Source organism: Bradyrhizobium betae, from assembly GCF_004123905.1.
GTDB lineage: Bacteria > Pseudomonadota > Alphaproteobacteria > Rhizobiales > Xanthobacteraceae > Bradyrhizobium > Bradyrhizobium betae_A.
Genome location: NZ_MZXW01000050.1, coordinates 114,993 through 140,122 on the forward strand (window position 1 = coordinate 114,993; position 25,130 = coordinate 140,122).

22 protein-coding genes are annotated in these 25,130 nt (G+C 62.3%); 16 read left to right on the forward strand and 6 right to left on the reverse strand.

Annotation, left to right across the window (positions count from 1 at the left end; translation table 11 throughout):
• From gspG to gspM, 7 genes are read left to right on the forward strand one after another with little or no spacing between them, the layout of a single operon-like run.
• Positions 1-471 (forward strand): type II secretion system major pseudopilin GspG, encoded by a 471-nt coding sequence (gene gspG, locus B5V03_RS33150; protein ID WP_129274589.1) that lies wholly within the window; start codon positions 1-3, stop codon positions 469-471.
• The gene (locus B5V03_RS33155; RefSeq protein WP_129274590.1) at positions 416-922 is read left to right on the forward strand and encodes a prepilin-type N-terminal cleavage/methylation domain-containing protein; all 507 of its coding nucleotides are present in this window, start codon (positions 416-418) and stop codon (positions 920-922) included. The genes gspG and B5V03_RS33155 overlap by 56 nt, the downstream gene beginning before the upstream one ends.
• Positions 912-1,307, forward strand: coding sequence for a PilW family protein (locus tag B5V03_RS33160; protein ID WP_245502414.1), 396 nt, complete (start codon positions 912-914; stop codon positions 1,305-1,307). Before B5V03_RS33155 ends, B5V03_RS33160 begins: the two co-directional genes overlap by 11 nt.
• Positions 1,304-1,993 carry a PulJ/GspJ family protein gene (locus B5V03_RS33165; protein ID WP_129274592.1) on the forward strand — a complete coding sequence of 230 codons (690 nt, stop codon included), beginning with the start codon at positions 1,304-1,306 and terminating at the stop codon, positions 1,991-1,993. Before B5V03_RS33160 ends, B5V03_RS33165 begins: the two co-directional genes overlap by 4 nt.
• A complete protein-coding gene (locus B5V03_RS33170) occupies positions 1,990-2,937 on the forward strand; it encodes a general secretion pathway protein GspK (protein WP_129274593.1) in 948 nt (315 codons plus the stop codon). Before B5V03_RS33165 ends, B5V03_RS33170 begins: the two co-directional genes overlap by 4 nt.
• Positions 2,934-4,004, forward strand: coding sequence for a PilN domain-containing protein (locus tag B5V03_RS33175; protein WP_129274594.1), 1,071 nt, complete (start codon positions 2,934-2,936; stop codon positions 4,002-4,004). Before B5V03_RS33170 ends, B5V03_RS33175 begins: the two co-directional genes overlap by 4 nt.
• 23 nt (positions 4,005-4,027) lie before the next feature.
• A complete protein-coding gene (gspM, locus tag B5V03_RS33180) occupies positions 4,028-4,558 on the forward strand; it encodes a type II secretion system protein GspM (protein ID WP_129274595.1) in 531 nt (176 codons plus the stop codon).
• Between the two features lie 18 nt (positions 4,559-4,576).
• On the opposite strand, the gene B5V03_RS33185 is transcribed toward gspM, so the two are convergent.
• Together B5V03_RS33185 and B5V03_RS33190 are read right to left on the reverse strand one after the other, a co-directional pair.
• The gene (locus B5V03_RS33185; RefSeq protein WP_129274596.1) at positions 4,577-5,806 is read right to left on the reverse strand and encodes a hypothetical protein; all 1,230 of its coding nucleotides are present in this window, start codon (positions 5,804-5,806) and stop codon (positions 4,577-4,579) included.
• On the reverse strand, positions 5,803-8,349 hold the full coding sequence (locus B5V03_RS33190) for a tetratricopeptide repeat protein (protein WP_129274597.1): 2,547 nt from the start codon (positions 8,347-8,349) through the stop codon (positions 5,803-5,805). The genes B5V03_RS33185 and B5V03_RS33190 overlap by 4 nt, the downstream gene beginning before the upstream one ends.
• Positions 8,350-8,642: 293 nt before the next feature.
• On the opposite strand from B5V03_RS33190, the gene B5V03_RS33195 reads away from it, so the two are divergent.
• The 4 genes from B5V03_RS33195 to B5V03_RS33210 all read left to right on the forward strand — a co-directional run bounded on the left by B5V03_RS33195 (position 8,643) and on the right by B5V03_RS33210 (position 13,420).
• Positions 8,643-9,899 carry a lipid II flippase MurJ gene (locus tag B5V03_RS33195; RefSeq protein WP_129274598.1) on the forward strand — a complete coding sequence of 419 codons (1,257 nt, stop codon included), beginning with the start codon at positions 8,643-8,645 and terminating at the stop codon, positions 9,897-9,899.
• A 192-nt stretch (positions 9,900-10,091) separates the two neighbouring features.
• A complete protein-coding gene (locus tag B5V03_RS33200) occupies positions 10,092-10,760 on the forward strand; it encodes an FkbM family methyltransferase (protein WP_129274599.1) in 669 nt (222 codons plus the stop codon).
• A 7-nt stretch (positions 10,761-10,767) separates the two neighbouring features.
• Positions 10,768-11,907: a glycosyltransferase gene (locus tag B5V03_RS33205; protein ID WP_129274600.1), complete on the forward strand. Its 1,140-nt coding sequence runs from the start codon at positions 10,768-10,770 to the stop codon at positions 11,905-11,907.
• An 88-nt stretch (positions 11,908-11,995) separates the two neighbouring features.
• A complete protein-coding gene (locus B5V03_RS33210; protein WP_129274601.1) occupies positions 11,996-13,420 on the forward strand; it encodes a hypothetical protein in 1,425 nt (474 codons plus the stop codon).
• Positions 13,421-13,445: 25 nt separating this feature from the next.
• Here the strand turns inward: B5V03_RS33210 and B5V03_RS33215 are convergent, their stop codons facing one another.
• Positions 13,446-14,246, reverse strand: coding sequence for a class I SAM-dependent methyltransferase (locus B5V03_RS33215; RefSeq protein ID WP_129274602.1), 801 nt, complete (start codon positions 14,244-14,246; stop codon positions 13,446-13,448).
• A gap of 77 nt (positions 14,247-14,323) precedes the next feature.
• A complete protein-coding gene (locus B5V03_RS33220; RefSeq protein WP_129274603.1) occupies positions 14,324-15,709 on the reverse strand; it encodes a glycosyltransferase WbuB in 1,386 nt (461 codons plus the stop codon).
• Between the two features lie 619 nt (positions 15,710-16,328).
• Here B5V03_RS33220 and B5V03_RS33225 point away from each other — a divergent pair.
• The 5 genes from B5V03_RS33225 to B5V03_RS33245 are packed head-to-tail and all read left to right on the forward strand — an operon-like array spanning position 16,329 to position 21,965.
• Positions 16,329-17,348: a hypothetical protein gene (locus tag B5V03_RS33225; RefSeq protein WP_129274604.1), complete on the forward strand. Its 1,020-nt coding sequence runs from the start codon at positions 16,329-16,331 to the stop codon at positions 17,346-17,348.
• Positions 17,348-18,781, forward strand: coding sequence for an MBOAT family O-acyltransferase (locus B5V03_RS33230; protein ID WP_129274605.1), 1,434 nt, complete (start codon positions 17,348-17,350; stop codon positions 18,779-18,781). The genes B5V03_RS33225 and B5V03_RS33230 overlap by 1 nt, the downstream gene beginning before the upstream one ends.
• A gap of 11 nt (positions 18,782-18,792) precedes the next feature.
• On the forward strand, positions 18,793-19,878 hold the full coding sequence (gmd, locus tag B5V03_RS33235; protein WP_129274606.1) for a GDP-mannose 4,6-dehydratase: 1,086 nt from the start codon (positions 18,793-18,795) through the stop codon (positions 19,876-19,878).
• Positions 19,868-20,830: a GDP-L-fucose synthase family protein gene (locus B5V03_RS33240; protein WP_129274607.1), complete on the forward strand. Its 963-nt coding sequence runs from the start codon at positions 19,868-19,870 to the stop codon at positions 20,828-20,830. The genes gmd and B5V03_RS33240 overlap by 11 nt, the downstream gene beginning before the upstream one ends.
• A gap of 13 nt (positions 20,831-20,843) precedes the next feature.
• On the forward strand, positions 20,844-21,965 hold the full coding sequence (locus B5V03_RS33245) for an acyltransferase family protein (RefSeq protein ID WP_129274608.1): 1,122 nt from the start codon (positions 20,844-20,846) through the stop codon (positions 21,963-21,965).
• A gap of 20 nt (positions 21,966-21,985) precedes the next feature.
• On the opposite strand, the gene B5V03_RS33250 is transcribed toward B5V03_RS33245, so the two are convergent.
• Positions 21,986-24,175 carry a glycosyl hydrolase family 28-related protein gene (locus B5V03_RS33250; RefSeq protein WP_206736220.1) on the reverse strand — a complete coding sequence of 730 codons (2,190 nt, stop codon included), beginning with the start codon at positions 24,173-24,175 and terminating at the stop codon, positions 21,986-21,988.
• A 38-nt stretch (positions 24,176-24,213) separates the two neighbouring features.
• Positions 24,214-25,128 carry a glycosyltransferase family 2 protein gene (locus B5V03_RS33255; RefSeq protein WP_129274609.1) on the reverse strand — a complete coding sequence of 305 codons (915 nt, stop codon included), beginning with the start codon at positions 25,126-25,128 and terminating at the stop codon, positions 24,214-24,216.
• Positions 25,129-25,130: the final 2 nt, after the last annotated feature.

The following is a 25,130-nucleotide window of genomic DNA, read 5'->3' on the forward strand; positions in this document are numbered from 1 at the left end:
ATGGTCGGCTGTTCGGAGAAGGTCCCGCGTTCTCGACCAAAACATCGGCGACGGCGTCAGGGTGAGGACGGCTTTACGCTTGTCGAGATGCTGGTCGTCATCACCATCATCGGCATGATCATGGCGCTGGTCGGTCCGCGGGTGCTCAATTATCTCAGTGAGTCCCGCGTCAAGGCCGCAAAAATCCAGATCCAGAGTTTCAGCAGCGCGCTCGACCTGTTCTACCTCGATGCCGGGCGCTTCCCGACCGGCTCGGAAGGGCTGGCTGCGCTCGCGCGTCCGGTCAGCGGCGTGGTGTCCTGGAATGGGCCTTATCTGAAGGGCGGCTCGGTTCCCAACGATCCATGGGGCAATCCCTATGTCTACAAGCAACCTGCAGAACGCGCGCCTTACGAGATTCGCTCGCTCGGTTCGGATGGCCAGGAGGGCGGAACCGGGACCTCGACCGATCTCTCGTCAGGACAGAATTGACGCAGGCGAAGCTGGCTTCACACTGCTCGAGATGATGTGCGTGCTGGCAATCGTGGCCATGCTTGCGGCAATCCTGCTTCCGCGTCTGCCGACCTCGACGTCGCGACCACGGCTCGAGGCCTATGCAGTTGAAGTCGCAGCCTTGCTCAAGGCCGACCACAACGCCGCGCTCTCGCGCTATGGTGCGGTCAGCGCCGTGGTGGACGCGCGCGCGCGGACCGTCAGGTCGGGTTCAAGCGCATGGATCGTCGAGATCCCGCAGGATGTCGTGTTCGATGCATTGTTGCCGCAGCGCTGCAATGGCCGGCCGGCGCTCTCGACCATCAGCTTTTTTGCGAGCGGGATGTCCTGCGGCGGCACGATCCGGCTGACGCGGTTCGGTAGCGCGATCGAGGTGCGTGTGAACTGGTTGACGGGAGGCGTGGAGATTGTCGCGCAGGATGTCACCTAAGCGTAGAGGTGAGCGCGGCTTCACGATGATCGAAGCCGTCGTGGCGCTTGCGCTCGTCATGATCGGGCTCGCGGCGATCGGGACGCTGGCCGCCACCAATTCGCGCGGCGCATGGAAGCTCGAGCAGCGCGCGGCGTTGGCTGATACCGCCCGGCTGGTCGCCTCGACGATCCCGCGTGCAGGCGTCCCGATACCGGAGGATCTCGCGGGAAACGTTGCCAGTCATCGCTGGCAGATGCGGGTGACGCCGTTCCTCGGCGAAGTTCCCGAGGTTCCGCAATCGCGCTTCATTCCGCAGCGTGTCGAGCTGCGGGTGCGGGCGCCGAGTGGCGCCATCCTGTCGCTTGAGACGGTACGCCTGCAGTTGAGGAGCGGCGGCGGATGATCCGGCCCGATGTCCGAACGCGGCGCTCTCAACGTGGCTTCACATTGCTCGAGGCATTGATTGCGCTGGCCTTGATGGGACTGATTATGGGCGCGCTGGTCTCGGTGACCGCGCAATGGCTGCCGAGCTGGAATCGAGGGATCATCCGGGCGCAGCGAAACGAGCAGGTGGCCATCGCGCTCGATCGCCTGGTGGCCGACCTCTCGGCGGCCGACTATGTGGGGTCAGGCCGATCGATCGGCCCGCTGTTTCGCGGGGAGGCGCAAGGCGTCATATTCATTCGCTCCGTGGTCGGCCCGAACGGGCGTCCGGGCCTCGAGATCGTTCGGATCGCGGAGATGACCGACAGCCGGGGCGCGCTGCTGGTCCGCACACGCGCGCCCTTCGCGGTGCTTCCGAACGGCGACCCTTTGGTGGATTCTGTTCCCTTCGGCGATCCGGTCGTGCTTCTGCGCGCGCCGTTTCGGGTCGGCTTCAGCTATGCCGGTGCCGACGGCAAATGGGAGAGCAAATGGCCGACCGGCGAGCTGCCTGCGTCGGTTCGTTTCGAGGTCAGGGACATCGAGCGTGGGACGGTGATGTCCACGGCGGCAAGAATCCATGTGGATATGAGTGCGCCGCGACCCGATCCGTCCAACCAGCCTGAAACCGCTCGGGCGCAGCCAGTGAGTGGATTGATGCGATGAGCGGCGCGACGTGGACCGGCAAAGGCGCGTTCGGATCGCACGACGGGTTCATCGTCGTCGTCGTGTTGTGGATGCTCGCGGCGCTCGCAGGCCTCGCCACAGTTGCTTCTCTCTACATGGCACAGTCTGCTGCTACTCTCTCGTCGCTCGATGCCGCGACGCAGTGGGAGATGCTGAGCTCGGCGGGTGTCGAGCTTGCAGCTTACGAACTGTCGGCCCCCGTGACGGCTCGTCGTCCGACGCATGGCGGATTTAGCTTCCGCCTGGCGAATTCGCTGGTACGGGTCGAGTACATGTCGGAAGCCGCCCGGATCAATCTCAACATGGCGCCGCGAGCGATGATCGTGAGCCTGTTCGCCTCGCTCGGTGCGCCGACCGAGGCGGCCGATCAATACGCCGATCGCGTCATCGCCTGGAGGAGTGCGCCACGGTCAGGCGCGCAGGATGACGAGCAGGAGCTCTATCGCGTCGCCGAATCGAACACGCTGCCTCGGCGAGGAGCGTTCAACAGCGCCGACGAACTCTGGTTGGTGCTCGGCTTGCCCGTCGCGCTGGTCGAGCGGGCGATGCCCTTCGTCACTGTGTATAGCGGTATTGCGGAAGTCAACGTTCTGGATGCGCCGCCAGAAGTCATCGCTGCGTTGCCGGGCATGACCCAGGCAAAACTCGATGCGTTCCTCGGTCAGCGTGATGATCTTCCGCGAGACGATCCCGCGTTCGTCATCGGAGCCCTCGGCGGGAAACAGCCAGGTGCGACGACGGCGGGGAGCGAGGCCTATCGTGTCCGGATGCGGATCGCGCTTCCCGACGGCCGACAGCGGACACCGGAGGCGGTCATCCTGATTTCGGGCCCTGGAGAGACGGAGGCGTTCCGCGTGCTTGCCTGGCAGGACGAGATCGATCCATATCGGGGAGGACGGCCGGCGCCGTCGGCGAGCCGATGAGCCTTGCTACTCAGATCACAACGGCGCTCTCGCTGTGGATCGAAACCGTTGTGCGGACGGCGAGCGCGTGGCTCGCGCGTGCGCAAGATGCGCGGCGGATTGCGGTCAGTGAGGACGAAGCGGATATCTTCACGTTCCGCTTTGCATCAAAGGCGAGGAGCAAGGACGGCGACTTGCCGTCCTGCCGGATCAAGCTCGTGGAAGGCGGCTTGGATGGACCGCTGCCGCCGGAATGGGCGGCGGCCATACGAGGCGCGAGCGTCGAGCTGACGCTGCAATCGTCGCGGTTCGTTTTCCGTCCGCTCGAGCTGCCGGCCAAAGCGGCCGAATTTCTCGACGGGATCATTCGGTCGCAGATCGACCGGCTGACACCCTGGAATGCAGCCGATGTCGTGTTTCGCTGGACACCGCCACAAGGCGCCGCCGATGATCACATCGCCCTGACCGTGGTTGCGACGGCCCGCACCGCCGCGACGTCGCTCGCGCGGATTTTCCTGGATCTTGGGGCCGCCGGCGTCGAGATTTCACCCGCCTCCAGTTCCGAGCGGGTCGTCGTGTACGACCAGCGCGTCGGGGGAATTGCCAAATCCGGTCGCCTGCGGATCGCGCTGGTCGCGGTGCTTGCGACCACTGGCGTGTTGGCCATCCTGTCGGCAGGTCTCGGTGGGTTCATCACGGATTCCTACGATTCGGAGCTGCAACAAACCCAGCGCCGCATCGCAGAGCGGCGTGCGATCGCAAGGGGTAACCAGAATGGATCGGGCGGTTCGCCGTTCGACTTGCTGGCGCGCCGAAAGCAGACGGTGCCGTCGGCCGTCCTCGTGATGGAGGAGCTGTCGGCCATATTGCCCGACCACACTTACACGACCGAGATGCGCATCGAGGGCGACAAGCTTCAGATCACGGGACTGACGCAGGATGCACCGTCGTTGATCCAGATTCTCGAACAGTCGCGGCAGTTCGTAGCCGCGGGATTCTTCGCACCGACGACACGCGCCGCCACCGAGCAGCGAGAGCGCTTCCATATCGAGATGAAGATCAAGCTGCAATCCGGTTCGGGCACATGATCAATTTGCAGAAGTTTGAGGCCATGCTCACCCGGTACCCGCGCGGCGCGGTTGCCGCTTATATCGCGCTGGTGGGATTGTTTGCTGTCACGACGGTCCAGACCGTGTTCGAGGTGCTGCGGAGCCGCGCTGCCGCGGTTTCGGCATCCGACATCCTGCAAACTCTGGAGTCCCGAAATCCGGTGCGTCCGTCGGTGGCCAGGTCGGATACTGGCGTGCCCATGGGATCGCCCTTCCTGGAAGGTCCGACTGTCTCGGTCGCAGGAGCGACACTGCTGCAACGGGTGCTCAGCGCCACCAAACGCGTCAACGGCAATACGTTGTCGTCGCAGGTCGATCTACAGGGTCCGCAATCGAAATCCGGCTTCGTCTCGGCGACGTTCAATCTCGAGGTCACGGCCACGTCGCTCCAGATGCTTCTCTACGACATCGAGGCCGGCATGCCCTTTCTGTTCGTCGATCAGCTCGTGATCCAGGCGCCGACCGGCACGGCGGATAACGGCAAGCTGCGGGTGGTTCTCGGCGTTTCCGCGCAGCGGCAGGCCGCAAAGTGAGCGGCGAGATCGGGAGCGTCAGCTGCGAAGATAGCCGCCGCTGATCGGCCTCGGCGCCACGCCTGCGGCCGGCGCGGGAGTGGATTGCGGTGTCGATCTGGGCCTGAACAACAGCAGCAGTAACGCCATCGCGAACGTGTCGCCGAGGCTGAGGAGCTGCGGCTGGAAGAACGCGCCGAACGACAGGCCTGCCAGTCCGCCGAACCGGGCGCAATCAAACCGGCGCTGCTGTGCAGTCTTGCTTGCGGCGATGCTCGCTTCGATCCCGGCTGCGGCAAGGCTGCATGCGAGAAAGAAGATGATCAACCCGCCGCCGGTGACGCCGAATTCGAGCAGGAGTTTCAGATAGCCATTATGGCCCGCCTCGTCCCCCAGTGCCCGTTTGAAACCGATGCCGACCGGGTTGTCGGCAATCGCGGCCATCGCAAGGTTCCAGCGTTCGTCTCGGCCGGAGAAGCCCGACGAAAGACCCCGGCCGGAATCGTCGAGCGCCAGGATTTCGACGATCTGCGGCCAGAGCAGGATGCCGGCAAGGATGGCGATGATCAGTGCCGCGAGTTTCCTCGGGCTCAGGGGATCGAACGTCATCTTATGCAGGACGAGAGCTGTCATGCACCCGATCAGGGCAAATCGAGAACTTACCAATGCGATCATGGCCAGGCACAGGATCCGTACGACAAGGCCAAGGGCGCCCGGCCGAAACTGCGAGAAGATGAATGCCGCAAGCAAAGGCGCAGCAAACAGATTTGGCTGGATGGCGCCGACCGTGCGGTCTTTCGGCCATCCCAGGATTGCGATTGCCAAAATGCCGAACGAGCACAGGATCACGGACGCGACACCCATGCATCTTTCGAAATCGGCAGGGTCGAGCGTCCAGAGAACGGATAGCGTCAATAGCGTGACCAGGAGCAGGGCAGTGTAGAAGATTCCGGTCAGCGTGGCCAACTCGCCGTCGTGGAGCTGAAGACCGAAGGAGAGAAAGACAACAGCAAGGATGGCGAGCTGCGGGGTGTTCATGCGGCCGATGGTCGGGAGGAACCGGGAGTGAAAGGCCAGGCACATCGTCGAGAGGAACGCGGCCAATCCGATCACTTGATAGACGATCTGGGTGGCGCTGGTCGTATAGGCAGCCGCGGCCTCGGCGAAATTGACGTTCTCGCCGAGCAGTGGATAGCTCAAAAGCGCGCACCATGCCCAGAATGCGACCGATGCCGCCATTCCGGAGCTGTGGGCGAAAGATCTGTTCATGCGGATGTCTCCGGCTCTGCCGCCTTCTGAGCGGTCGCGCCCGCCGATGCTGCCGCCGCGGCAACGCGGATATGGCCGGGTGCCAGTCCGGCCCGATGACGATCCATCATCTCGGCATAGGCTGCTTCGATATGATTGGTGAAGCGGGCCGTATCGAACAGCGGCGTCGTCAGCCGATGGCGCGCGAGCGTCTGCCTCAGGCCGGCGAGCCTGGCTGGATCGTGAGCCAGTGCGACAGCCAGCCGCTCGTAGTCCGCCATCGTGGTCACGATCAGCTCCGGTAATTGAATGGCCTGCAGCAGGCTCGCTCCGACGCGGCTCGCAAAGGTGTCGCCGAGGCACGTCATCACGGGGAGGCCGCTCCACAGCGCGTCGCTCGCGGTGGTGTGCGCACCATAGGGAAGCGTGTCGAGGAAAAGGTCGGCGCAACGATGCCGCGCCAGATGCTCGGCGTTGGGAAGGCGGCGGGCGAAAACCAGACGTTCCGCCGCTACGCCCGCGGTTGCAGCTTCTCGTCGAAGATTGTTCGCAGCCGCCGGATTGTCCTCGAACAGCCACAGCACGCTGTGCTCCACCGCCAGCAGGATACGCATCCAGCATGAGAACATGATCGGCGTGATCTTGTAATTGTCATTGAAGCAGCAGAAGACAAACGCCGCCTCAGGGAGCCCGTGCTCCGACCGAACCAGAGCCGTGTCAGCGATCGGCCTGTTGCGATCGTTCGGCTGGTAGCTGTCGGGAAGCCAGGCGACCTTCTCCGCGTAGCAGTCGACTTCATGCTCCGGAATGACGATTCGATCGGCGATGATATAGTCGACGAAGCCGGCGCCGAGGGTACCGGGAAAGCCGAGATAGTTGACCTGGATCGGCGCAGCACGTTTGGCGAGGATGCCGGTTCTGGCGTCCTGGGTGTATCCCTTCAGGTCGACCAGGATGTCGACCTCGAGATCCCCGATCATGTCCGCAATCTGGTTTTCGCCGAGTGGTTTTGCTTCGACGAAACGCTCGAAGGCCGCCTCGATCCGCCGCCGCATATCGGAATGATCGTTCGGGCCGACCGAGATGGCGGTGACCTCGAACCGCGACCTGTCGTGGTGCTCGAACAGGCCGGCCGTCAACTGCGCGGTCGCATGCTGATGGAAGTCCGCGGAGAGATAGGCGATGTGGATGCGGTCGCGATCACGGCGCTCGCTGTGGCGGACGGGCGCGCCGGCCGATCGGAAGTTGCTCTCGATCCAGGCCTGCGCGCATTGCATCTGCTCGGCTGGCGTGGACGGAATGGCGATGAACATGAACGGCGCGATCGTCTTGCCGCTCCGGACCGACGATCTCGCCGCTTCGCACGCCGTCTCGAAGCCCATCCAATCGCAGAGATGTTGACGGATGCGCAGGCACGCGGCCGCCACGCCCGGTTGATCCGGACTGAGCGCAAGCGTCTTTTCCCAGGCCGTGAGCGCGTCGTCGTAGCGCTTCAGGAGATAGGCGACCTGGCCGCGCGCGAGCCATGCCTGCGGGAGTCTCGGGTTCCGGGCCAGTGCCCTGTCGAGCGCCGCCAGGGCGCTCTCATGTTGACCGAGTGCCAGCAAGGCCTTGCCGTGCCCGATCCACGCATCGGCGAAGCCCGAATCTTCAGCGAGGGCTCGGGTGAAGGCGGCGTCCGCGTCGAGATGATGTCCGGAACGAAGCAGGACGTTGCCGCGCCCCGACCAGGCCGCAGCCAGCTTTGGCTGGATCGCGAGCGCACGATCGTAGGCAGAAGCGGCCTCATCCGGACGATCGCAATCGAGCAGGGCATTGCCGCGGCCGACCCAGGCTTCCGCAAAGCCGGGGCGAAGCCTCAAGGCGCCGTCTGCGGCTGCCAGCGCCTCGTCGTGCCGACCCGACTGGGTCAGCGTGAGGCAGCGGCCAAGCCATGCTTCGGCCAGGTCCGGCCGCACTTTCAGCGCGTCGTCATAGGCCGCAAGCGCATCCTGGAAACGGCGCTCGTTGAAATGGATGGTGCCCTTATCGAGATGCGCCTCGGCGAGCTGCGGATTGAGCCGCAAGGCGTGGTCGTAGAAGCCGAGGGCTGCATCATGTTGGGCCGACTTGGCATGGGCTGACCCCAGCATGACGTAGGCGGGGACATGCGCGGGATGATGCGCGACGAGCAACTTCAGTCGCGCGATGGCGTCGGGATAGCGACCCTGCGCGAGCAACACGGCTGCGCTGGCGTGCAGCAGGATCACGCTGGTCGGTGCGGACTGAAGGCCCCGCTGGCACAGTCCGATCAACTCTTCATGCTCGCCGGCGCGGTGAAGGATGGCGGCATAATTCTCGATGAACTGGACATTCACCGTGCTCGACTGAAGCGATCGCCTCATGAGCGATCTGGCACTGTCGATGTTCCCGGCTGCGGCCTCGGCAACACCAAGGAAATGCAGCGCCTGGAGATGTCCGGGATTGGCCTTGATGACACGGCGGTAGAGTTTTGCGGCGCCCGCGATGTCCCCTTTGTTGTGCAAGGACAGCGCTCGATCCAGAATTTGTCCGTCGTCACGCATCGCCGTCCGTCCAACCACGCCTTTCTAGGGGCGCATTTGAACAGAACTGTGACAAATCACAGTGTAATATCAATGAATGTGACTCTGATATAACGAGACAATCACGCCTGTCATCCGTTGATGATCTTCCTGCGATAGCTCAGTCGGCTGGCGGCGTCAGATCAGAATTGGTGCAGGTGCAGGAAGTCAGATCAACCGGAGGGTCGGAGGCCGGGCAGATTGCGGCTGTGCCGCCGCGCCCTGCTGCGGATACCGCGCCAGGCCGTCGCGTCAGTCCTCATTTGCCGCATATCATGAATCTGGGACTGCTGATTGCCGCCATGGCGGTCGGTCAGGGCGCGATCTTCGCCGTTCAGACCTGGCTGCTGGCGAACGGGCGGTTCGAGTTGCTCTCCTGGTTCGGCACCCACTATTCCTTTGCAATCTTCGGCATCATTCTGACCGACGGCGGTACGAGCACGATCCTCGCCCGTGACGTCGCGCGCTTGTCGGGCAGTCAGGATTCGTCCGACGAGTTCTGGCAGTCGTTTTGCGAGATCGTCGTGTTCAGGCTGTCGGTCGTGATGCTGTTGGGCTGTGCAGCTGCCGTCTATGTCGCGACGTTGACCGCCGACGGATTTTCCCGATCCTACCTGCTGTGCATCCTGCCCGGGTTGTTGGTCTGGACCGGCAACGCGACCGGCTTGCTCGATGGGCTGAAATTGTCGGGCATCGGCGGAATGACCGGCTCGCTCGCCTACGTCGCGTCCGCGGTTGCTCTCGCTCTCGCGCCGAACGCGTCGCCGGAGATGGCCGGCATGATCCTGGGAGGCGCCTTTTCCGGCGGTTATGTCCTGGCCGTGCTGGCGCAGTGGACGATCCTGAGCCGCCTCGGTTGGACGCCCCGGATCAGGAAAACGACGGCGGCAGGCCTTGTTCTGGCGTTCAAGAACGGTGCGGCTATGATGTTCCAGCTGGTGCCGGGGCAGATCGGTTGGCGTGTTCAGCTCACTTTGAGCGCGGTCTATCTCGGCCCCGAGGCAACTGCCGTGCTGACTTACGTCAAGCAGATCGTCAACGCGGTGACGATGATCGTCATGACGGTGGTCCGCGTCGATTTTCCCGGCCTGGTTCAGAAGGTCTCCCGAACCGCGGAGCATAGCTTCCGAACCATCGCCGAAGCCCAGAAGACGACGCTGTTCTGCGCCATCGCCTTCACGGTCGGCGCTATCACTGTCTCCTTGCTGTCTTACATCGTGCCGCAGAGCCGCTTCGCCGCTGCGGCCCACGCGCTTCTGATGTTCTCTCCCACGATATTGACCACCGCGATCTCGGCCATGATGGCTCAGGGAATGATCGCGCTCGGCGCCTACGCCGCGGTGGCGCGAATAACAGCCATAGGCGCCGCGGCCGGGATTGCCGCGAGTTATCTCCTCATCGTGCCTCTTGGTCTTTATGCCATTCTGGCCGGAGAATTGGTGTCCCACATCCTGGGATTTGCGCTGATGCATATCGATATATCGCGCTTCGGTCGGCTCAGGGGATCGCGGCTCGAACGCGCTGCCACGTGATGCATCGGGAGGTTCGTGGTCCGTTCCGCACAGACATCGGCCATGTCACCCGAACGACATGCCAGCGCGTTACCAATGATTACGATATGATAGGGGCGTAACATTTTTAACCGCGTCAAACACTTCCACCTCGGCAAATATTTGCGTGCGGCGTCCACGCCCGATTTCTGGCCGGCGCTTGCGAAGGGCGTCATGCCGGGCATCGAGCATAGCGAGGCGCTCGCATGCATTGATGTCCGCAGCGTGATCGACGTCGGAGCCAACAAGGGACAGTTTTCCCTCATGGTCAGGTCGCGATTCCCCGACGCTGAAATTCACGCCTTCGAGCCGCTCGAAACCGAATTCGAGATCTTCAAGTCGGTCGTCGCCGGGCCGGTCAAGCATTACGCGGTGGCGCTCGGCGCGGAGCCGGCAACGGCCAGCTTCTACGTCGCGTCGCGGCCCGACTCGTCCTCGCTCTTCAAGCCGAGCAAGGATCATGAACGTGTCGCCGGAGTTACGGTGGCATCGTCACAGACTGTCCCGGTGGTGCGTTTGAACGACGCCGTTGACGTCAGAACCCTGGCCGGCCCCGTTCTGATGAAGCTCGACGTTCAGGGCGGCGAGCTGGACGTTCTGAAAGGAGCGGCCGACGTGCTGCCTTTCGTCGACGCGATCTACACCGAAGCCTCCTTTGTAAGCCTGTACGAGCATCAACCTCTGGCCGGCGAGATCATCGGCTTCCTGGCAGAGCACGGGTTTGCGCTGCGTGGCGTATTCAATCCCTCGGTCGAGCCGGAGGTCGGCCCCATCCAGGCCGATTTTCTGTTTGTCAGAGCGAACGCCAAGGCCGTGCCGGCGCCGGTAGCGCCGACACAGTAACATCCCGATGAGAATTCTCAGGATCGTCTCAACTCTCAATCCGGAGGCCGGTGGTCCCGTCAGCGTATTCAGCGCGGCAGTGATATCCGTTGCTGCCGCGGGAGCGGAGATTGAATGCCTGACGCTGCTGACGCCGGGCAAGGACATCAGCAAATTTCCCGAATACGAGCGCATGGTCGAGCGCGGCGTCAAGGTGCATGCGTTCCGGAACGTGTCCGAGGCCGTCCTGTTCCTCGGCCGCTCGATCATGTCATTCGACATCGTGCATGTTGACGGCTGCTGGGATCCGCTGTGCGTTCTCGCGATCTCGATCGCCAAGGTGACGGGTCGCGCGACGGTCGTCACACCGCACGAGACGCTTACCTATGAGGAGCTGCAGCGGACGAGATCGACATTCCGCCTCGCGATCAAGCGATTGCTGAGATTGTACTATCGTGCGGTGATCGACAGCATCGTGTATTCGTCCACGCTCGAGCAGCGGGATTCACTTTGGCATCCCAACGCCGTCGTCGTTCAGCATCCCGTGTTCGACGACACCGAGGGTGCAAGACCTGTCGCGATCCGCGACGCATTTGCGTCGGCCAGCCGGAGACAGCTGGGCTATCTCGGCCGGTTTCATTTCAAGAAGAAGCTCGAGACCATCGTGTCCGCGGCCGTTCGGACCGCAGATGTCGAACTGTTGGTCGCGGGAAGCGGACCCAGGGAATACGAGGAGTCCGTCCGCGCGCTGTCGAGATCCGAGGACCGCGTGAAGTGGCTTGGCTTCGTGCAAAAGAGCCGCAGGGAGGAGTTTTTTCGAAGCATTGATGTTCTCGTCCTTGCTTCCGAATACGAGTGCTTTGGCATGGCCGCGGCGGAAGCGTTGATCCGCGGAATACCGGTGATCGTGAGCGAACGCGTCGGCATCGCGGACGACGTGCGCGAGATGCGGGCGGGCTTCGTGGTCGAGGGCGATGTGGAATCGCTGGCCGGCGCATTTGCCGGATGCTCGAAGCTGGCATTGGCTCAATATTGCGAGATGCAAGAGAACGCGTTGACGCTCGCGAAACGCTATTCCTTCTCGGCGCATGCCAACGCGCAACTCGGCGTTTACGCCGCGTTGCGGGTTACGCCTTCAAGTCGCGAGGTTAGCGCGGAGCAATCCTAGCAGTCACGAGATCGTCGAGGAGATCGCGTAAAGACAAGCACGCGGAACCTTCGATCAAATCGCGCCAGAGCTACGAATGGAGCCTCATGTGCTGCAACTGCATCTCCCTCCGACGTCTCCGTTCTGCGACACTGCCGATTTCCTGGTGTTCGACAACTTTCCCGGCACGCCTTCGATTTTGAACGGAAAGCCACCTGTCATCGGCTCCGGCACGTGGAGCGTCGCCGGAAATCCGGATCGTTCCCTGTCGGGGAATGGGTATCTCTATTTCGGACCTGGAGGCGGTCTTGATACCGCCTACGCGCAGATGGCGCTCAGCGAGATTCCGGGCGAGATCGGCTGCACGTTCCAATACGACTCGGTGGCGCCGACGCCGACGTTGTCATGCTATCCCGCCCTCGGCGGCTTCTCGCAAAACAACTTTCATTTCCAGGTTGGGCCAACTCAATTCGGCTTTACGTTCTGGAAGAACGGCGTTGCCTCGAACATTCCGGCCTGGAATATCAGCAACCTTTACCTTCTTTCACCGAACGAAATCTATACCTACAGGGTGTTCATCGATCCACCCCGCGCGCAAGGCTTCCTGTTCGATTCCGCCGGCACGTTAGTTGGTTACAGCAGCATCGACGAGCCCAACATGGCTGCCGTGATCGGGCCGTTCATGTTCGTCCAATTGTTCGATAACAGTCTCAAATATGGCTCTGTCTGGGCCCGCAAGAAGGCCGTCAATCCCGACTTGACCAACGCATCGTTGATGCGCCCGGGCGCTCTTCACGTCGGTGGCGGATTGCCCTCGGGCGTGTTGTCGGCGCGTTATGATGGATTCACCGAAGATCAAGCGCCTGCGATAGCGGCAACGACCCACGACGCCGAACTTGGCATCAAGGCCGAAACGCCCGGATATGGCGCACGCCTCATCCTATCGGCTTCGCTGACGCCGCTTGCGATGACGGGTGCGACGGTTTTGAAAGGTGGCTCCGGCTACCAGCTCAATGATCTGTTGGCGGTGGTCGGCGGCACCGTGCATTCAGGCGGCGCGCCGGCGCAACTCAGAGTCGCCAGGGTCGGCGCCGCCGGAGATGTGACGGCGGTATCGGTCACGGTACCGGGTCTATATGACTCGCCACCACCTGTCGCCGATGACAACGTGACGCCGATCACGGGTGCAGGAGCTCACGCGAGTGTCGTGCCGACGTTCATTGGTAAGACGCCATTTTCGTCCAGCATCGAGCTTTCAGCTTTGCTGGAGGTCATCTTCAAGGATACGGATGGACATCCGTGGCTGACGAAGCCTCAATTTAACGGGAATCCGGAGAGCAGTTATCCCACTGTCCCGGGTGGCGTTCGCATCGGCGGCGCAACCGGGCCATTCTGGGTCTCGGGAACTGGGGCGCCGGAGGGCCACGTGGTCGCGCCGGTCGGATCGCTCTTCTCCCGGACGGACGGCGGTGCCGGATCGACGCTCTACGTCAAGGAGAGCGGGGCGGGCGCCGCCGGTTGGACGCCGAAGTGACCACCACGCGGCAGCGGTCGTCCAGTTACATCCGGCGGATCTTCAGCCGCCACTTCACGGAATGGAGCACTTTGCGGGGAATCTCGCCGGCGACCGCGATGCTCTTTCGAAGTCCCGGAGATTGATACATGTCCGGGACAACCAGGTCAGTCACGAACAGCTTGTACTTGTTCTCGTGCAGAAGCTTGCCGTAAAGCTCGGCGGCCTCGGCGTTCCTGACGTACAGGAGGAGGTTGTTCTTGTACCAACCCAGCACATCGTCGTGTTCGGCCACCTGGGGGCGAACGACGTCGATTGGCGTGAAGCCATTGGCCATGAATTTCTTCGCCCAATAGCTTTGCCATTGCTCGTTGATGTGAGACGAGCCGCCTTGTTCGGGGATGGCCGCTCCGAACAGCACCCGCGGCGCGGCAGCGCAGAGATCGGCGACAAATCCGTCTGCTCGCGCCTCGGACAGATGCTCTCCGACCTCACATGACATCGCCAGATCGAAGGTCTCGGACAGCAGAATGGGTTGCTCGAGCTCCATGGGCCTGAACTCCATGCCTGGGCACACCAGCATCTCGGGTTTGACCCAGTCGCCATCGATGCCCAGTGCCCTGACATCTCCGAGCTCCTTCGCCGCGCGCAGCCAGGCGCCCGTTCCGCAGCCGAAATCGACCACGGATTTGAGCTCGAGGACGTCGAATACGACGGAAAGAACCCTGACGGCCGACGCGTAGGAGGTGTCCTGCAGGTCCTGGTAGAAACCGGCGTTATATGTCGCTGCTTCCGTCATGGATACCTCTTTACTGCCGCGTCGGCCGGGCAGGAAGACGCCGGACAATTCCGCTCTCCGCGAGCGGTTCTATATCCGGAAGATGTGACAGTAGACCGCGGCACGATCCCATATCATCCGCAACGTTACTCTTTGCTCAAGCTGACGCCGGCCGTGCGACGCGCGCGACCTGCGGTGATCCGATTGACGAACTCGGGCCTGCGGCGGCTCCCGGTCGTCACCTGTTCGATCGAACGAACCGGCATCGCAGGCTGGGCAGGGCGAGAGCCTCCAACGGTCGATGTTCGCGAAAACGCGAGGAATTCGCGCTCGAGCGAGCTCACGATTGACGCGCGATCCCATCGCTGTTGCGCACGGGCGCGCGCGACGGCGCCAAGGCGCGCCCGCAAGGCTTCGTCGCCGGCTAGCGCAACGATGGCGGATGCGAGCGCCTGCGCGTCGCCGGGAGCGACGACGAGACCGGCGCCCTCCGTTTCCGAAGCGATGCCCGTTCCGGGGGCTGCCATCGCAACGACCGGCCGTCCGGACGCCAACATGCCTGCGAGCTTGGAGGGCAGCATCAGGTCTGACACCTGAACCTTTTGCGGCAACAGATGAATATCCGCGGTGTTGAGCAGCTCCGAGACGCGGTCGCTGGGCTGGAGGTCGAGGAAGTGGACGTTGCTCAGGCCCTCCGCCATGCGGGTCAGCGCCGGCTTCACCGGACCGTTTCCGCAGAGAACGAATTGCAATGACGGATGGCTGCCGGCGGTTGCGGTGGCGGCTTCGATGATCAGCTCCAGCCCCTGCTTGTTCGACATCGCTCCCGAATACAGAGCCACGATATCGGTCGGTTTCAGGCGCAGATCCGCGCGAAGCCTCGTCTGGCTCGAGCCAGGCACGATGACGTTCGTATCGATCCAGTTACGGAATTTGCCCAGCCTTTCCGGCGCGATTCCCTTGCGCTGCAGACAGTCCATCATTTGCGGCGAGATCGTCGAAACGCGATCGAACATGCCCAGGATCAGCCGCTCCGCGCCGAGCATGAGCTTGCGTGCCGTGCCGGTCTTTCCGAGCATACCGAGCTCGAGCGCGGCATCCAGTTCAAGATCCTGGACATGGAGCCAGGACACAGCCCCGGTCATCCTCGCGACGATAGCCGCGAGCGGAGCGGACAGCAACGACGGTGCGACCGCGAACACGACGTCAGGGCGCCAGCTCAGAGCGGTCGAGACGACCGGAATTGCAGCCGATAGCAGGAATGATGCGTGGTGGAGCAGTCGCTTTATTCCCGACGGCCGGCCCGGCACGTAGATGGGGGCACGAATGACGGTCACGCCGTTGAGGCCCTGACGGCGATACCATCCGGAACGATATCCCGGGGGTATCTTCCAATCAGGATAGTAAGGGGGCGCGGTCACCACGCGCACGTCATGACCTGCCGCAGCCAAGCTCTCGCATAACTCGGTATTATATTTTGCGACACCGATAAGATCGGGAGCGTAATTTATCCCAATCATCAAGATCCGCATGATCGTCCCCACTTGGCCAAGCGAAGCCGTTCAGCGTCCGTGTGGCGGACCCGACTGAAACGTCATGCGGCATTTCCCATTGCCTGGTAGGATCGACTGCGACAGCCCCGCCGCAGGCAGACTACAAGGTCGACGCTGCAGCACAGGTCTGAGCTGGTCGCGCCGCAGCGTGATATCATTTGATGTGTGACAATATCATAATAATGATGCGAAATTCACAGAACCATCCGTGGCCGGACGTCGGGCGGCGAATCTGACCGCGCGCATATCGTGAAACTGTAATGATGCTCTGTTAGTCGTCGCATCAACTATAATACAGTGATGGCGGGGCTGAAATTTCAAGGGGTTGGACGAAGGTGTGTCGGGCCGCCGATCCAGTCGGGGGCTTGAGCTGGTGATGCGATACGCCCGGCTTGCTGAGGCATACGCGATCCTGCCCGATTGCCCACGCAGTGGATCCTGACGCGGAAGGCGAGGCCGCATTGCGGTGCTCGGCAATCGCGAGCAGGCCTGTTCGAGTTCGCCGGCAAGGGAATTGCCGGATGGGTGAGGCTGCGTCGACGCCGAAGATCTGACCTGACTTCCCTGCTTTCGATGAGTTCAGGAATGAGGCGTCGCTATGGCTTATACCTCCCCATCGTCATCCGCGGCGCTGCCGACGGTTGAGCGACAGCTATCGGCATTCGATGCGGGTCAATGGTGGAAGCCGGTCGCCGGCTTCGTCCTGCTGTTCGCGGCGGTGTGGCTGTCGCTCTATGCGGCTTACGCCTTGCTGCCGTTCATGCGTCCCGGCTCCGTCGTGATCGCGGATGCGAAGTTCGACACCCTGGTGCGGGGGCACATGTTCGAATCCGAGCACCGCTATCGGGTCATGGTGTTCGGTCACAGCAAGGCACTCACGTCCGTGCGGCCGCGCGAGCTTGATGCCGCGATCGGCGCCGAGTTCCGCTCCTACAATCTCGGCCTGCCCGGCGAAGAGCAGTTTCTTCCCATGTTGGAAGCTGCGCTGGAGGCCGGCAACGTTCCAACGCATGTCTTCCTGACGCTGCCCTGGGACAAGAAGCTCGACAAGCAAGGATTCATGGATTTCCTGCGCAACGATCTCGAGATCGCCAAGGTCGTGATGCCGTTCCGCACATTTCCGCGCGACGCTGCCATGTTCCTGTTCATGAACAGGAACAGGCTCACGGAGGCGGTTCACGACGTCGGCGAGCAGCGCGACAACATGCTCGAAGAGCGTGGCTACTACTTCATCAAGTCGCAGAGCCACTACGCCAATGATCGCCTGCCGGACGACTACGCGCTTCCGTCCGATCGTCCGAACCGCATCGACCAGCGCAAGTTCCCGGAAAGATCCTATGCGCGTTCGCGCCTCGAGCAGCTTGCGACGAAATACGGCTTCGAGGTCGTCTTCATTCCGGTGCCGCATCGGATCGGCGAGTTTGCGCCCGCGCCGGCCGCGGACGGTGCCCGGCTGGCGACCCTGTCGGATCACCCGCGCGTCCGCATCATGGGACCCGACTATTTCAACTATCCGCCTGCGTTCTTTGCCGATCCCGTCCACATGAATCTGCAGGGTGCGCTGGCCTACACGGCCGATCTCGCGAAGCTCCTGAAGAGCACCGGAGTGGTTGACTGATGCTGTTCAATTCCTTCGAGTTCTTCGCGTTCTTCGCCACCTTCCTGGTGGTGTATTTCTCGCTACCGACGCGCTTCCAGCCGTTCATCATGATCATCGGCAGCTACATCTTCTACATGGGCTGGCGGCCGTCCTTCGCACTGTTGCTTGCGCTCACGACGATCGTCGACTACACGACCGCGCTGGCAATGGCACATGCGCGCACCGAGGCGGGGCGCAAAGCCGCGATGATCACGGCGCTGACGATCAATCTCGGCGTGCTCGGGACAGTCAAGTACCTCGACTTCCTGATCTCCAACGTGATCGGCCTGTCCGGCATGTTGGGCCACCATCTGCCGGACTATGCACTTGGCATCATCCTGCCGGTCGGCATTTCCTTCTACACTTTCCAGTCGATCGGCTACACGCTTGATGTCTACAATCGTCGCATCGAGGCCGAGCGCAACTTCATCGCTTACGCCCAGTATGTCGCATTCTTTCCACAGCTCGTGGCGGGACCGATCGAACGCGCGCCGCACATGCTGCCGCAATTCCATCGCGCGCAGAGCTTGAGATTCGAGAACATTCCGCCCGGTCTCTGGCTGATCGGCTATGGCCTGTTCAAGAAGATGTGCATCGCGGACGCTTTGGCGCCGATCGTCAACGGGATCTTCGCCGAGCCGCAGGCCTATTCCGGCACATATAATCTGATTGCTGCGCTGGCCTTCATCCTTCAGGTCTATGGCGATTTTTCGGGATATTCCGATATCGCGCGCGGAGTAGCCCGGATCATGGGCTTCGATCTGATGATCAACTTCCGTCAGCCGTTCTTCTCGACCAGCATCAGCGAGCTGTGGCGGCGCTGGAACATGTCGCTGATCTCGTGGTTCCGCGACTATCTGTATTTTCCGCTTGGCGGCAGCAAGAACGGCGAGGTCAAGGCGGCGCGCAACATCATGATCGTCTGGCTGGCGAGTGGCCTGTGGCACGGTGCGGCATGGACCTATATCGTTTGGGGCTTCTATTACGGCGTCTGGCTGCTCGTCGAGCGCTATGTGTCGAGACACATCCAGCCGGAGAAGTGGCTGGGACCCCAATTGTCGACCGTGCTCGGCTGCTTCTGGGCAATTTCGATCTTCACCATCGGCGAGATCATCTTCCGGGCACCGACCTTTGGGCACGCTGTTGCGATGTTCCGGAGTTTTGGCAGCTTTGGGCCCTTGTCGTACGGCACGTTCAAGGTGTTGGGCCTGCCGAGCTTCGAGCTCGCGACGCTGTGCGTGTCGCTGTGCGTCCTCTTCATCGTCGACTGGCATATCGCCTATCGGCCGGACCGGCTCGTCGCGCTCGCGGAGATGCCCAGGCTGCCGACCGCCGTCGGCGTTGGGCTCTGCTACTACGTTCTGCTTTTCGGTGTGATGGGCCGGATAGAGTTCATCTACTTCCAGTTTTAGGACCGACTTCAATGTTGAATAGAGTATCGAACGGCCGCGTTGCGCTCGTGACCGGCATCACCGGGCAGGACGGCGCCTATCTGGCTGAATATCTCCTCGGCCTCGGCTACACCGTTCACGGCATCAAGCGGCGCTCATCGTCCTTCAACACGGCGCGGATCGATCATCTGTACCAGGACCCTCACTCGGGCCAGGTGCCCTTCCTGATGCACTACGGCGACATGACCGACTCGGCCGGGCTCATTCGTCTGGTTCAGCAGATCAGGCCGACCGAAATCTACAATCTCGCGGCGCAAAGCCATGTCGCCGTGAGTTTCGAGACGCCCGAATATACCGCCAATTCCGATGCCATTGGCGTCCTGCGGCTGCTCGAGGCGATCCGCATCCTCGGCATGGAGCGGGAGACGCGCTTTTATCAGGCGTCGACCTCCGAGCTCTATGGGCTGGTTCAGGAAGTGCCGCAGCGGGAGAGCACGCCGTTCTATCCCCGCTCACCCTACGGCGTGGCCAAGCTCTACGGCTATTGGATCACGGTCAACTACCGCGAGGCCTATGGCATGTTCGCCTCGAACGGGATTCTGTTCAACCACGAAAGCCCGATCCGCGGCGAGACCTTCGTGTCCCGAAAGATAACGCGCGCGGTCTCACGGATCGAAGCCGGTCTCGAGCAATGTCTCTATCTCGGAAATCTCGACGCCAAACGCGACTGGGGTCATGCGCGCGACTACGTTGTCGGAATGCACATGATCTTGCAGGCCGACACGCCCGACGATTTCGTCCTGGCGACCGGCGAAACTCATTCAGTCCGCACATTCGTCGAGGCGGCCTTCGCCGAAGTCGATCGCAAGATCGAGTGGAGGGGAGATGGGGTGGAAGAGACTGGCGTCGATCGGCGATCGGGCCGGACGCTCGTGCGGGTCGATCCCGCCTATTTCCGACCGACCGAGGTTGACTTGCTGATCGGCGATGCCAGCAAGGCGCGCGCGCAGCTCGGATGGAAGCCGAAGGCGAGCTTTGCCCAGCTCGTGAAGGAGATGGTTGCAAGCGACCTGGCCATGGCCAAGATGGAGGCCGCCGTTGCCAGCTATGCCCTTTGAACTGGGCGGGAAGAGCGTCTTTGTCGCCGGGCATCGTGGGATGGTCGGCGGCGCGCTGCAGCGGCGGCTTGCCCGGGAGAATATCCGCCTGCTGACCGCTGGACGTGCCGAGCTGGATCTGCGTGACCAGGCCGCCGTCAACCGATGGTTCGCAGCCCATCGCCCGCAAGTGGTGTTCATGGCCGCGGCGAAGGTCGGCGGCATCGCCGCCAACCATGCGCTGCGCGGCGAGTTCATCTATGACAATCTCGTCATCGCGACCAACGTCATGCATGCCGCCTATGTCAACCGGGCGGAGAAGCTGATGTTCCTGGGATCGTCCTGCATCTATCCGCGACTGGCGGCACAGCCGATCACCGAGGAAGCGCTGCTCACCGCACCGCTGGAGCCGACCAACGAGCCCTATGCGATCGCAAAGATTGCGGGGATCAAGTTGGCGGAGGGATATCGCCGGCAATACGGCGTCGACTTCATCAGCGTGATGCCGACCAATCTGTATGGTCCCGGCGATAATTATCATCCGGAGCACAGCCATGTCGTCGCCGCCCTGATACGGCGATTCCACGAGGCCAGGCTGGCAAGGGCGCAGAGCGTCGTCGTGTGGGGGACGGGGACCCCGAGGCGCGAGTTTCTGTATGTCGACGACCTCGCCGACGCCTGCGTCTTCCTGATCAAGGGCTATTCGAGCGACAAGCCGATCAATATCGGGACCGGCGAAGACATCACCATTGCCGAGTTTGCCGCCGAGGTCGCGATCACGGTCGGATATGGTGGTGCGATCGAACTCGATCCGACCCGTCCCGATGGCACGCCGCGCAAGCTGCTCGACGTCAGCCGCCTGTCGCAGCTCGGCTGGCGCGCCAGGACGTCGCTGCGCGAGGGCCTGCGGCTTGCCTACGAAGCGTTTCTACGGGAGCAGGAAGATCTCATGCTCCCAGCGGCCGCGGGCTGAGGCGCAGCAGCAAATGTGGGTCCCCGGAGCGAAACTCTTTTCCAGGCTGCGCCCGGCATCCGGCGAGCTGCTCAATCTGGACTTCCTGCGCTTCGTCGCCTCCGCAGGCATCGTAGCGTATCATTCGCTCGAATTTTTCGTACCCAAGGCCTATCGCGAGGCGCTGAACGAGCAGACGAGGGGCCTGTCGCTGTTCGTCGACCTGTTCTTCGTCATCTCCGGCTTTGTGATTGCTTACGTGTATTGCGGCAAGATCGGCAGTCTCGCCGATTTCGGCATTTTCATGCAGCGACGGGTTGGGCGGCTGGTGCCGCTTCATCTCCTGACGCTGGCCGTGTCGATTGTGATTATCGGCACGGCAGCAGCGCTGGGGCTGACGGTCAATCGCAGCCCCTCATTCGATCCGCGCTGCATTGCGCAGACAGCCGTCTTTCTCCATGCGATCGTCAGCTGCGGTAACGGCATATCGTTCAACGGTGTGTCATGGTCGATCGGCGCCGAAATGGTCATGTACCTGCTGTTCCCGTTGCTTGCATGGGTCGGCTACCGGACGAAAACCGGCCTTCTTGTCGCGACTCTGGCTGTGCTTCTCATTGTCGCGGCGGTCCATCGGATCGAAGGCGGGGCGTGGGAGCTGCTCCCGACCGTTCCAAGAGCGTTGCCATCGTTCCTGATCGGGATATCGTTGTTCTGCTGGCGAGATGCCTTGCGCCGCATCCCGAGGCCTGGGCTCATCCTGGCCGCATCACTGCCGATTGCATTGGTTGCGATGACGACAGGAATGCCCGATATCGTGAGTCTCGCGCTTGTCTATGTTGTCGCGGGATCAGCGATTGCGGCCGATGTTCAGGGCTCGGTCGGAGCGGCGGTCAGGCGGATCGGACCGCTCGGGCAGCTCACATACTCGCTCTATATGTGGCATTCGATCCTGATCACGGTCCTGATGAACGGGATCGGCGACAAGCTGCTGCATGCGGGCTCCGGCCTGATGCTCGTGATCGGCTTGGTGTGCTATGCGAGCATCCTTGTGGTCTCCTGCATCTCGTATCTTTTCATCGAGACGCCCGCGCGCCGGTGGATCGATGGTCTCGCACTGTTTCCGTCAACGACACGGACGGAGCTGTCACCTCGCTGATGTCAGGGGCGCGGAGTGGTTTATCGTGCGATACGCCGTCCCTCGACGTTGCGGCGGCCAAGCCATGCGGTGACGCCGCGATCGACGACGAGTCCGACGCGAGACGGGCCGGTCGTATTCGCCTCGATGATGACATCACGAACGCCGGATGAAGCACCGGCAAAACCTTCGACCTGGATATGGGCATCCTGGTCGAGGCGATTTCCACGAACGATGACCGCCTGCACGAGTGGCGGCCTGCCGGCCGCGGCTGGAACCTGGTTGGCCCGGACGAAGATCAAGGCCTCGTTCGAAATGACGTTTCTGTCCGGGCCCGCCCGATAGACGTTTCCTTCAAGGATATGATTGTCGAGAATCTGGACGCGCCAGCACGGTTGAAAATGGCCGTAGAATTGGCCGATCGCGGCGAAGCCGCTGGTCCGGTTCGAACGATTGTCGGCGATGACATGCCCCAGCGCCGTTCCAAAACTTTGGGCCGCGACGCCGGTGTCTTCGAAGAAATTGTCGATGATCAAATAGTTCTCGTGGGCCTGAACGATCGTGACTTCCGACGTCTGGTCGAGCGCGACCTGTAACTGCCGATCGAGCGTTATCGACAGTCCTGGCGCCGAGCCTGCCGTCGCGACGATGCGGCCATATTGACCAGCGCCGCGGCCGTTCACCACCATCACCATGGCGCCGATCCAGTCCTGGAACGGTGGAGGGGTGTAAGGATCGGCAAGAACCAGATTGTCGGGGGCATTGTTCACGACGTGGCCGAAATAATAGCCGCTCGGGCCGTCGCTGGTCAGCCCCTCGCGATCCAGGCCGTAAATTCCCTTGAACGTATTGCCTCCTGCGAAAATGTTTTCCGAGGCTGTCACCATTCTCGACAAGGTGGTGATTCCACCGCCCGTCGCCTGGAGATCCGCGCCAGTTACGACATTGTTCTCGAACACGACCCGGCGAGACCCGAGAATATAGTAACTGCCGTCCCGTCCACTGTTCAGGATGTTACCGGAAACAACTGCGTCACTCGCCTTGAACAGCCGGACGGAATTGCCGGAGCCGAGGACATCGCAATCCGACACCTCGATCCTGCTTCCGGTCAGGCGGATGGTATCCGGAGCGCCTTCCTGAAAGAGCTGGTGGAATTCCCTCATGCGCTTGACGGCGGTCTCGACGTCCAGCAGCACGCGAAAGGCGGAAGCGCGGATGCGGACGCGTCGGACGGCGATGTCGCCCGCACCGGGTGCTTGCGTGTCGCGAAACACGAAGCCGCCCGAGATGACGTGCAGATGGTTGGAGGCATAGATCGTGACGTCTTCGATCGCGAAGTGCGACGTGCCCTGCAGAAGGGCGGCCGGAGGATTGGCAAGATCCGGCCAGAGCAGATTGACGAGGTCGGTTCGCTCACCGCGGATGCTGACATGCGGCGGAATCACCAGCATGTCCGAGATCAAATACCGGCCTTGCGGGAAGTAAACGGTCCCGCCGCCGCCCTGGCGCGCCGCGTCGATCGCGGCCCTGATCGCGCGCGTGCTGTCGAACTTGCCATCGCCGATCGCGCCATAGGCACGGACGTCGAATGACTGCGTCGGCTCGGGATCGGGCATCCGGACGGTGATGCTGCCGGCATCGACCCATTCGCCGCTCCCGCCGCTGCCGTTGAACAGGCGCAGCTTGTAACGGCCGGGCGACAATCGGTCGGGAAGTCGAAATGCGCCCCGCCACAGATTGCCCTTGGTCAGAACGGCACTGGCCGGCGCGCCGCCGCTGTCAGACTGGAGCTCGAGCCGTGCGTTGCTCGACTGCCTGATAATGTTGCGGCCGAACAGCTGGATTGTGCCTCCGGGGGACGCGGCATCACCGAGGTCGGCTTGCGTCCAGTAGATCGTCGGAAGATTGACCCGGCCGGTCAGCGATCCCCCGGCATGATTGAGGGTGAACCGGTAGATGCCGGGTACGAAATCCTTCGGGATGACGAACTTCAGGGAGAGGGGGGTCGCCTGGAGGATTTCGACGGATGTCTCCCGTTCCGCCTTGGATCCCTGCTCATCGATGCGGGCGATGGTTGCGGACGTGACTTCATTGAGGTCCGCGCCGGTGACGAGGACGGTCTCGTCGGGGTCGACAGGGTCGTTGAACCAGAATATTGCCGGCTGTGCACTCGCGCTCGCGAACCAGAAGAGTTGAAACAGGGCAACGAGTGTCGCGCGCTTCCAGGTCATGTCTGCCGCCGTTGTTGGATTGCGAGGGATCGCGGCGATCAGGACTCGATCGCGAGCCCGGTCAGACGACGCAGTTCGGCGCGCGTCTGCGCGGGATCTTCGATATGCGCGATCGCCGCCTCCAGCTCCGCCACTTTCGCGCCCACCAGAAACCGGTACCAGAGCCCCTGTAGCGCGTGATAGACGAGGCCTTCTTTGCCGTCGAGGAATCCGAGCTGCAAGGTCATGCGCCAAAGGAAGTAGGCTGGCGTGCTGATCTGATACGGAATTCGGTTGTAGACCTTTTCCTTGATCCAGCGCTTGATCGCGGCCTGCTTTGAGCCTTCTTCCGTCGACAGATCAACGTCGCGCTGGAACAGGCCGCGACGCTGGTTGATGATGTCGATCGCCTCGCGCGTTGCATATTTGTTGTGCTTGTCCGTGAAGAAGGTCAGGTCCTTGAGATTGTGATCGGAGAAGCCGCCGTCGAGCGTCATGGTCCGGCCGCCCCACAGGATCATATGCTCGTCCATCCAGCGGTTCTCGATGCGGCCGTGGCCACGCCGCCATATCCGCAACAGCAACAGCGGATAACGTCCGCCGTGGCGAATCCAGCGGCCGAGGAAGATGTGCTTGCGCTTGAGGTTGATCCCGACGATATCGTCGGCAAGACGCGGCAGTTCGTCGCGCAGCCGGACGGAAAGATCAGGCTCGATGATCTCGTCGGCATCGAGACGCATGACCCATGATGCCGAGATCGGCGCATTGTCGAGCGCCCACTGGAACTGCCTGGCGTAATTGATGAACTTGTTCTGGAGCACGGCGGCGCCCTGCGTGCGCGCCAGCTCGACGGTCCGGTCGGTCGAGAAGCTGTCGACGACAAAGACCTCGGTTGCCAATCCGGCAACCGAGGCGAGGGCGCGCGCGATGTGACACTCTTCGTTATGGGTCAGGATGATGACGGCAAGGCTCATGT

Coding starts and splice junctions, on each gene's coding strand:
- B5V03_RS33190 (WP_129274597.1), bottom strand. CDS start 8,349: ATGCGTGACGACGGACAAATTCTGGATCGAGCGCTGTCCTTGCACAAC.
- B5V03_RS33160 (WP_245502414.1), top strand. CDS start 912: ATGTCACCTAAGCGTAGAGGTGAGCGCGGCTTCACGATGATCGAAGCC.
- B5V03_RS33185 (WP_129274596.1), bottom strand. CDS start 5,806: ATGAACAGATCTTTCGCCCACAGCTCCGGAATGGCGGCATCGGTCGCA.
- B5V03_RS33195 (WP_129274598.1), top strand. CDS start 8,643: ATGAATCTGGGACTGCTGATTGCCGCCATGGCGGTCGGTCAGGGCGCG.
- B5V03_RS33220 (WP_129274603.1), bottom strand. CDS start 15,709: ATGCGGATCTTGATGATTGGGATAAATTACGCTCCCGATCTTATCGGT.
- B5V03_RS33175 (WP_129274594.1), top strand. CDS start 2,934: ATGAGCCTTGCTACTCAGATCACAACGGCGCTCTCGCTGTGGATCGAA.
- B5V03_RS33170 (WP_129274593.1), top strand. CDS start 1,990: ATGAGCGGCGCGACGTGGACCGGCAAAGGCGCGTTCGGATCGCACGAC.
- B5V03_RS33255 (WP_129274609.1), bottom strand. CDS start 25,128: ATGAGCCTTGCCGTCATCATCCTGACCCATAACGAAGAGTGTCACATC.
- gspM (WP_129274595.1), top strand. CDS start 4,028: ATGCTCACCCGGTACCCGCGCGGCGCGGTTGCCGCTTATATCGCGCTG.
- B5V03_RS33245 (WP_129274608.1), top strand. CDS start 20,844: ATGTGGGTCCCCGGAGCGAAACTCTTTTCCAGGCTGCGCCCGGCATCC.
- B5V03_RS33225 (WP_129274604.1), top strand. CDS start 16,329: ATGGCTTATACCTCCCCATCGTCATCCGCGGCGCTGCCGACGGTTGAG.
- B5V03_RS33240 (WP_129274607.1), top strand. CDS start 19,868: ATGCCCTTTGAACTGGGCGGGAAGAGCGTCTTTGTCGCCGGGCATCGT.
- B5V03_RS33230 (WP_129274605.1), top strand. CDS start 17,348: ATGCTGTTCAATTCCTTCGAGTTCTTCGCGTTCTTCGCCACCTTCCTG.
- gspG (WP_129274589.1), top strand. CDS start 1: ATGGTCGGCTGTTCGGAGAAGGTCCCGCGTTCTCGACCAAAACATCGG.
- B5V03_RS33250 (WP_206736220.1), bottom strand. CDS start 24,175: ATGACCTGGAAGCGCGCGACACTCGTTGCCCTGTTTCAACTCTTCTGG.
- B5V03_RS33155 (WP_129274590.1), top strand. CDS start 416: ATGGCCAGGAGGGCGGAACCGGGACCTCGACCGATCTCTCGTCAGGAC.
- B5V03_RS33165 (WP_129274592.1), top strand. CDS start 1,304: ATGATCCGGCCCGATGTCCGAACGCGGCGCTCTCAACGTGGCTTCACA.
- B5V03_RS33205 (WP_129274600.1), top strand. CDS start 10,768: ATGAGAATTCTCAGGATCGTCTCAACTCTCAATCCGGAGGCCGGTGGT.
- B5V03_RS33200 (WP_129274599.1), top strand. CDS start 10,092: ATGCCGGGCATCGAGCATAGCGAGGCGCTCGCATGCATTGATGTCCGC.
- gmd (WP_129274606.1), top strand. CDS start 18,793: ATGTTGAATAGAGTATCGAACGGCCGCGTTGCGCTCGTGACCGGCATC.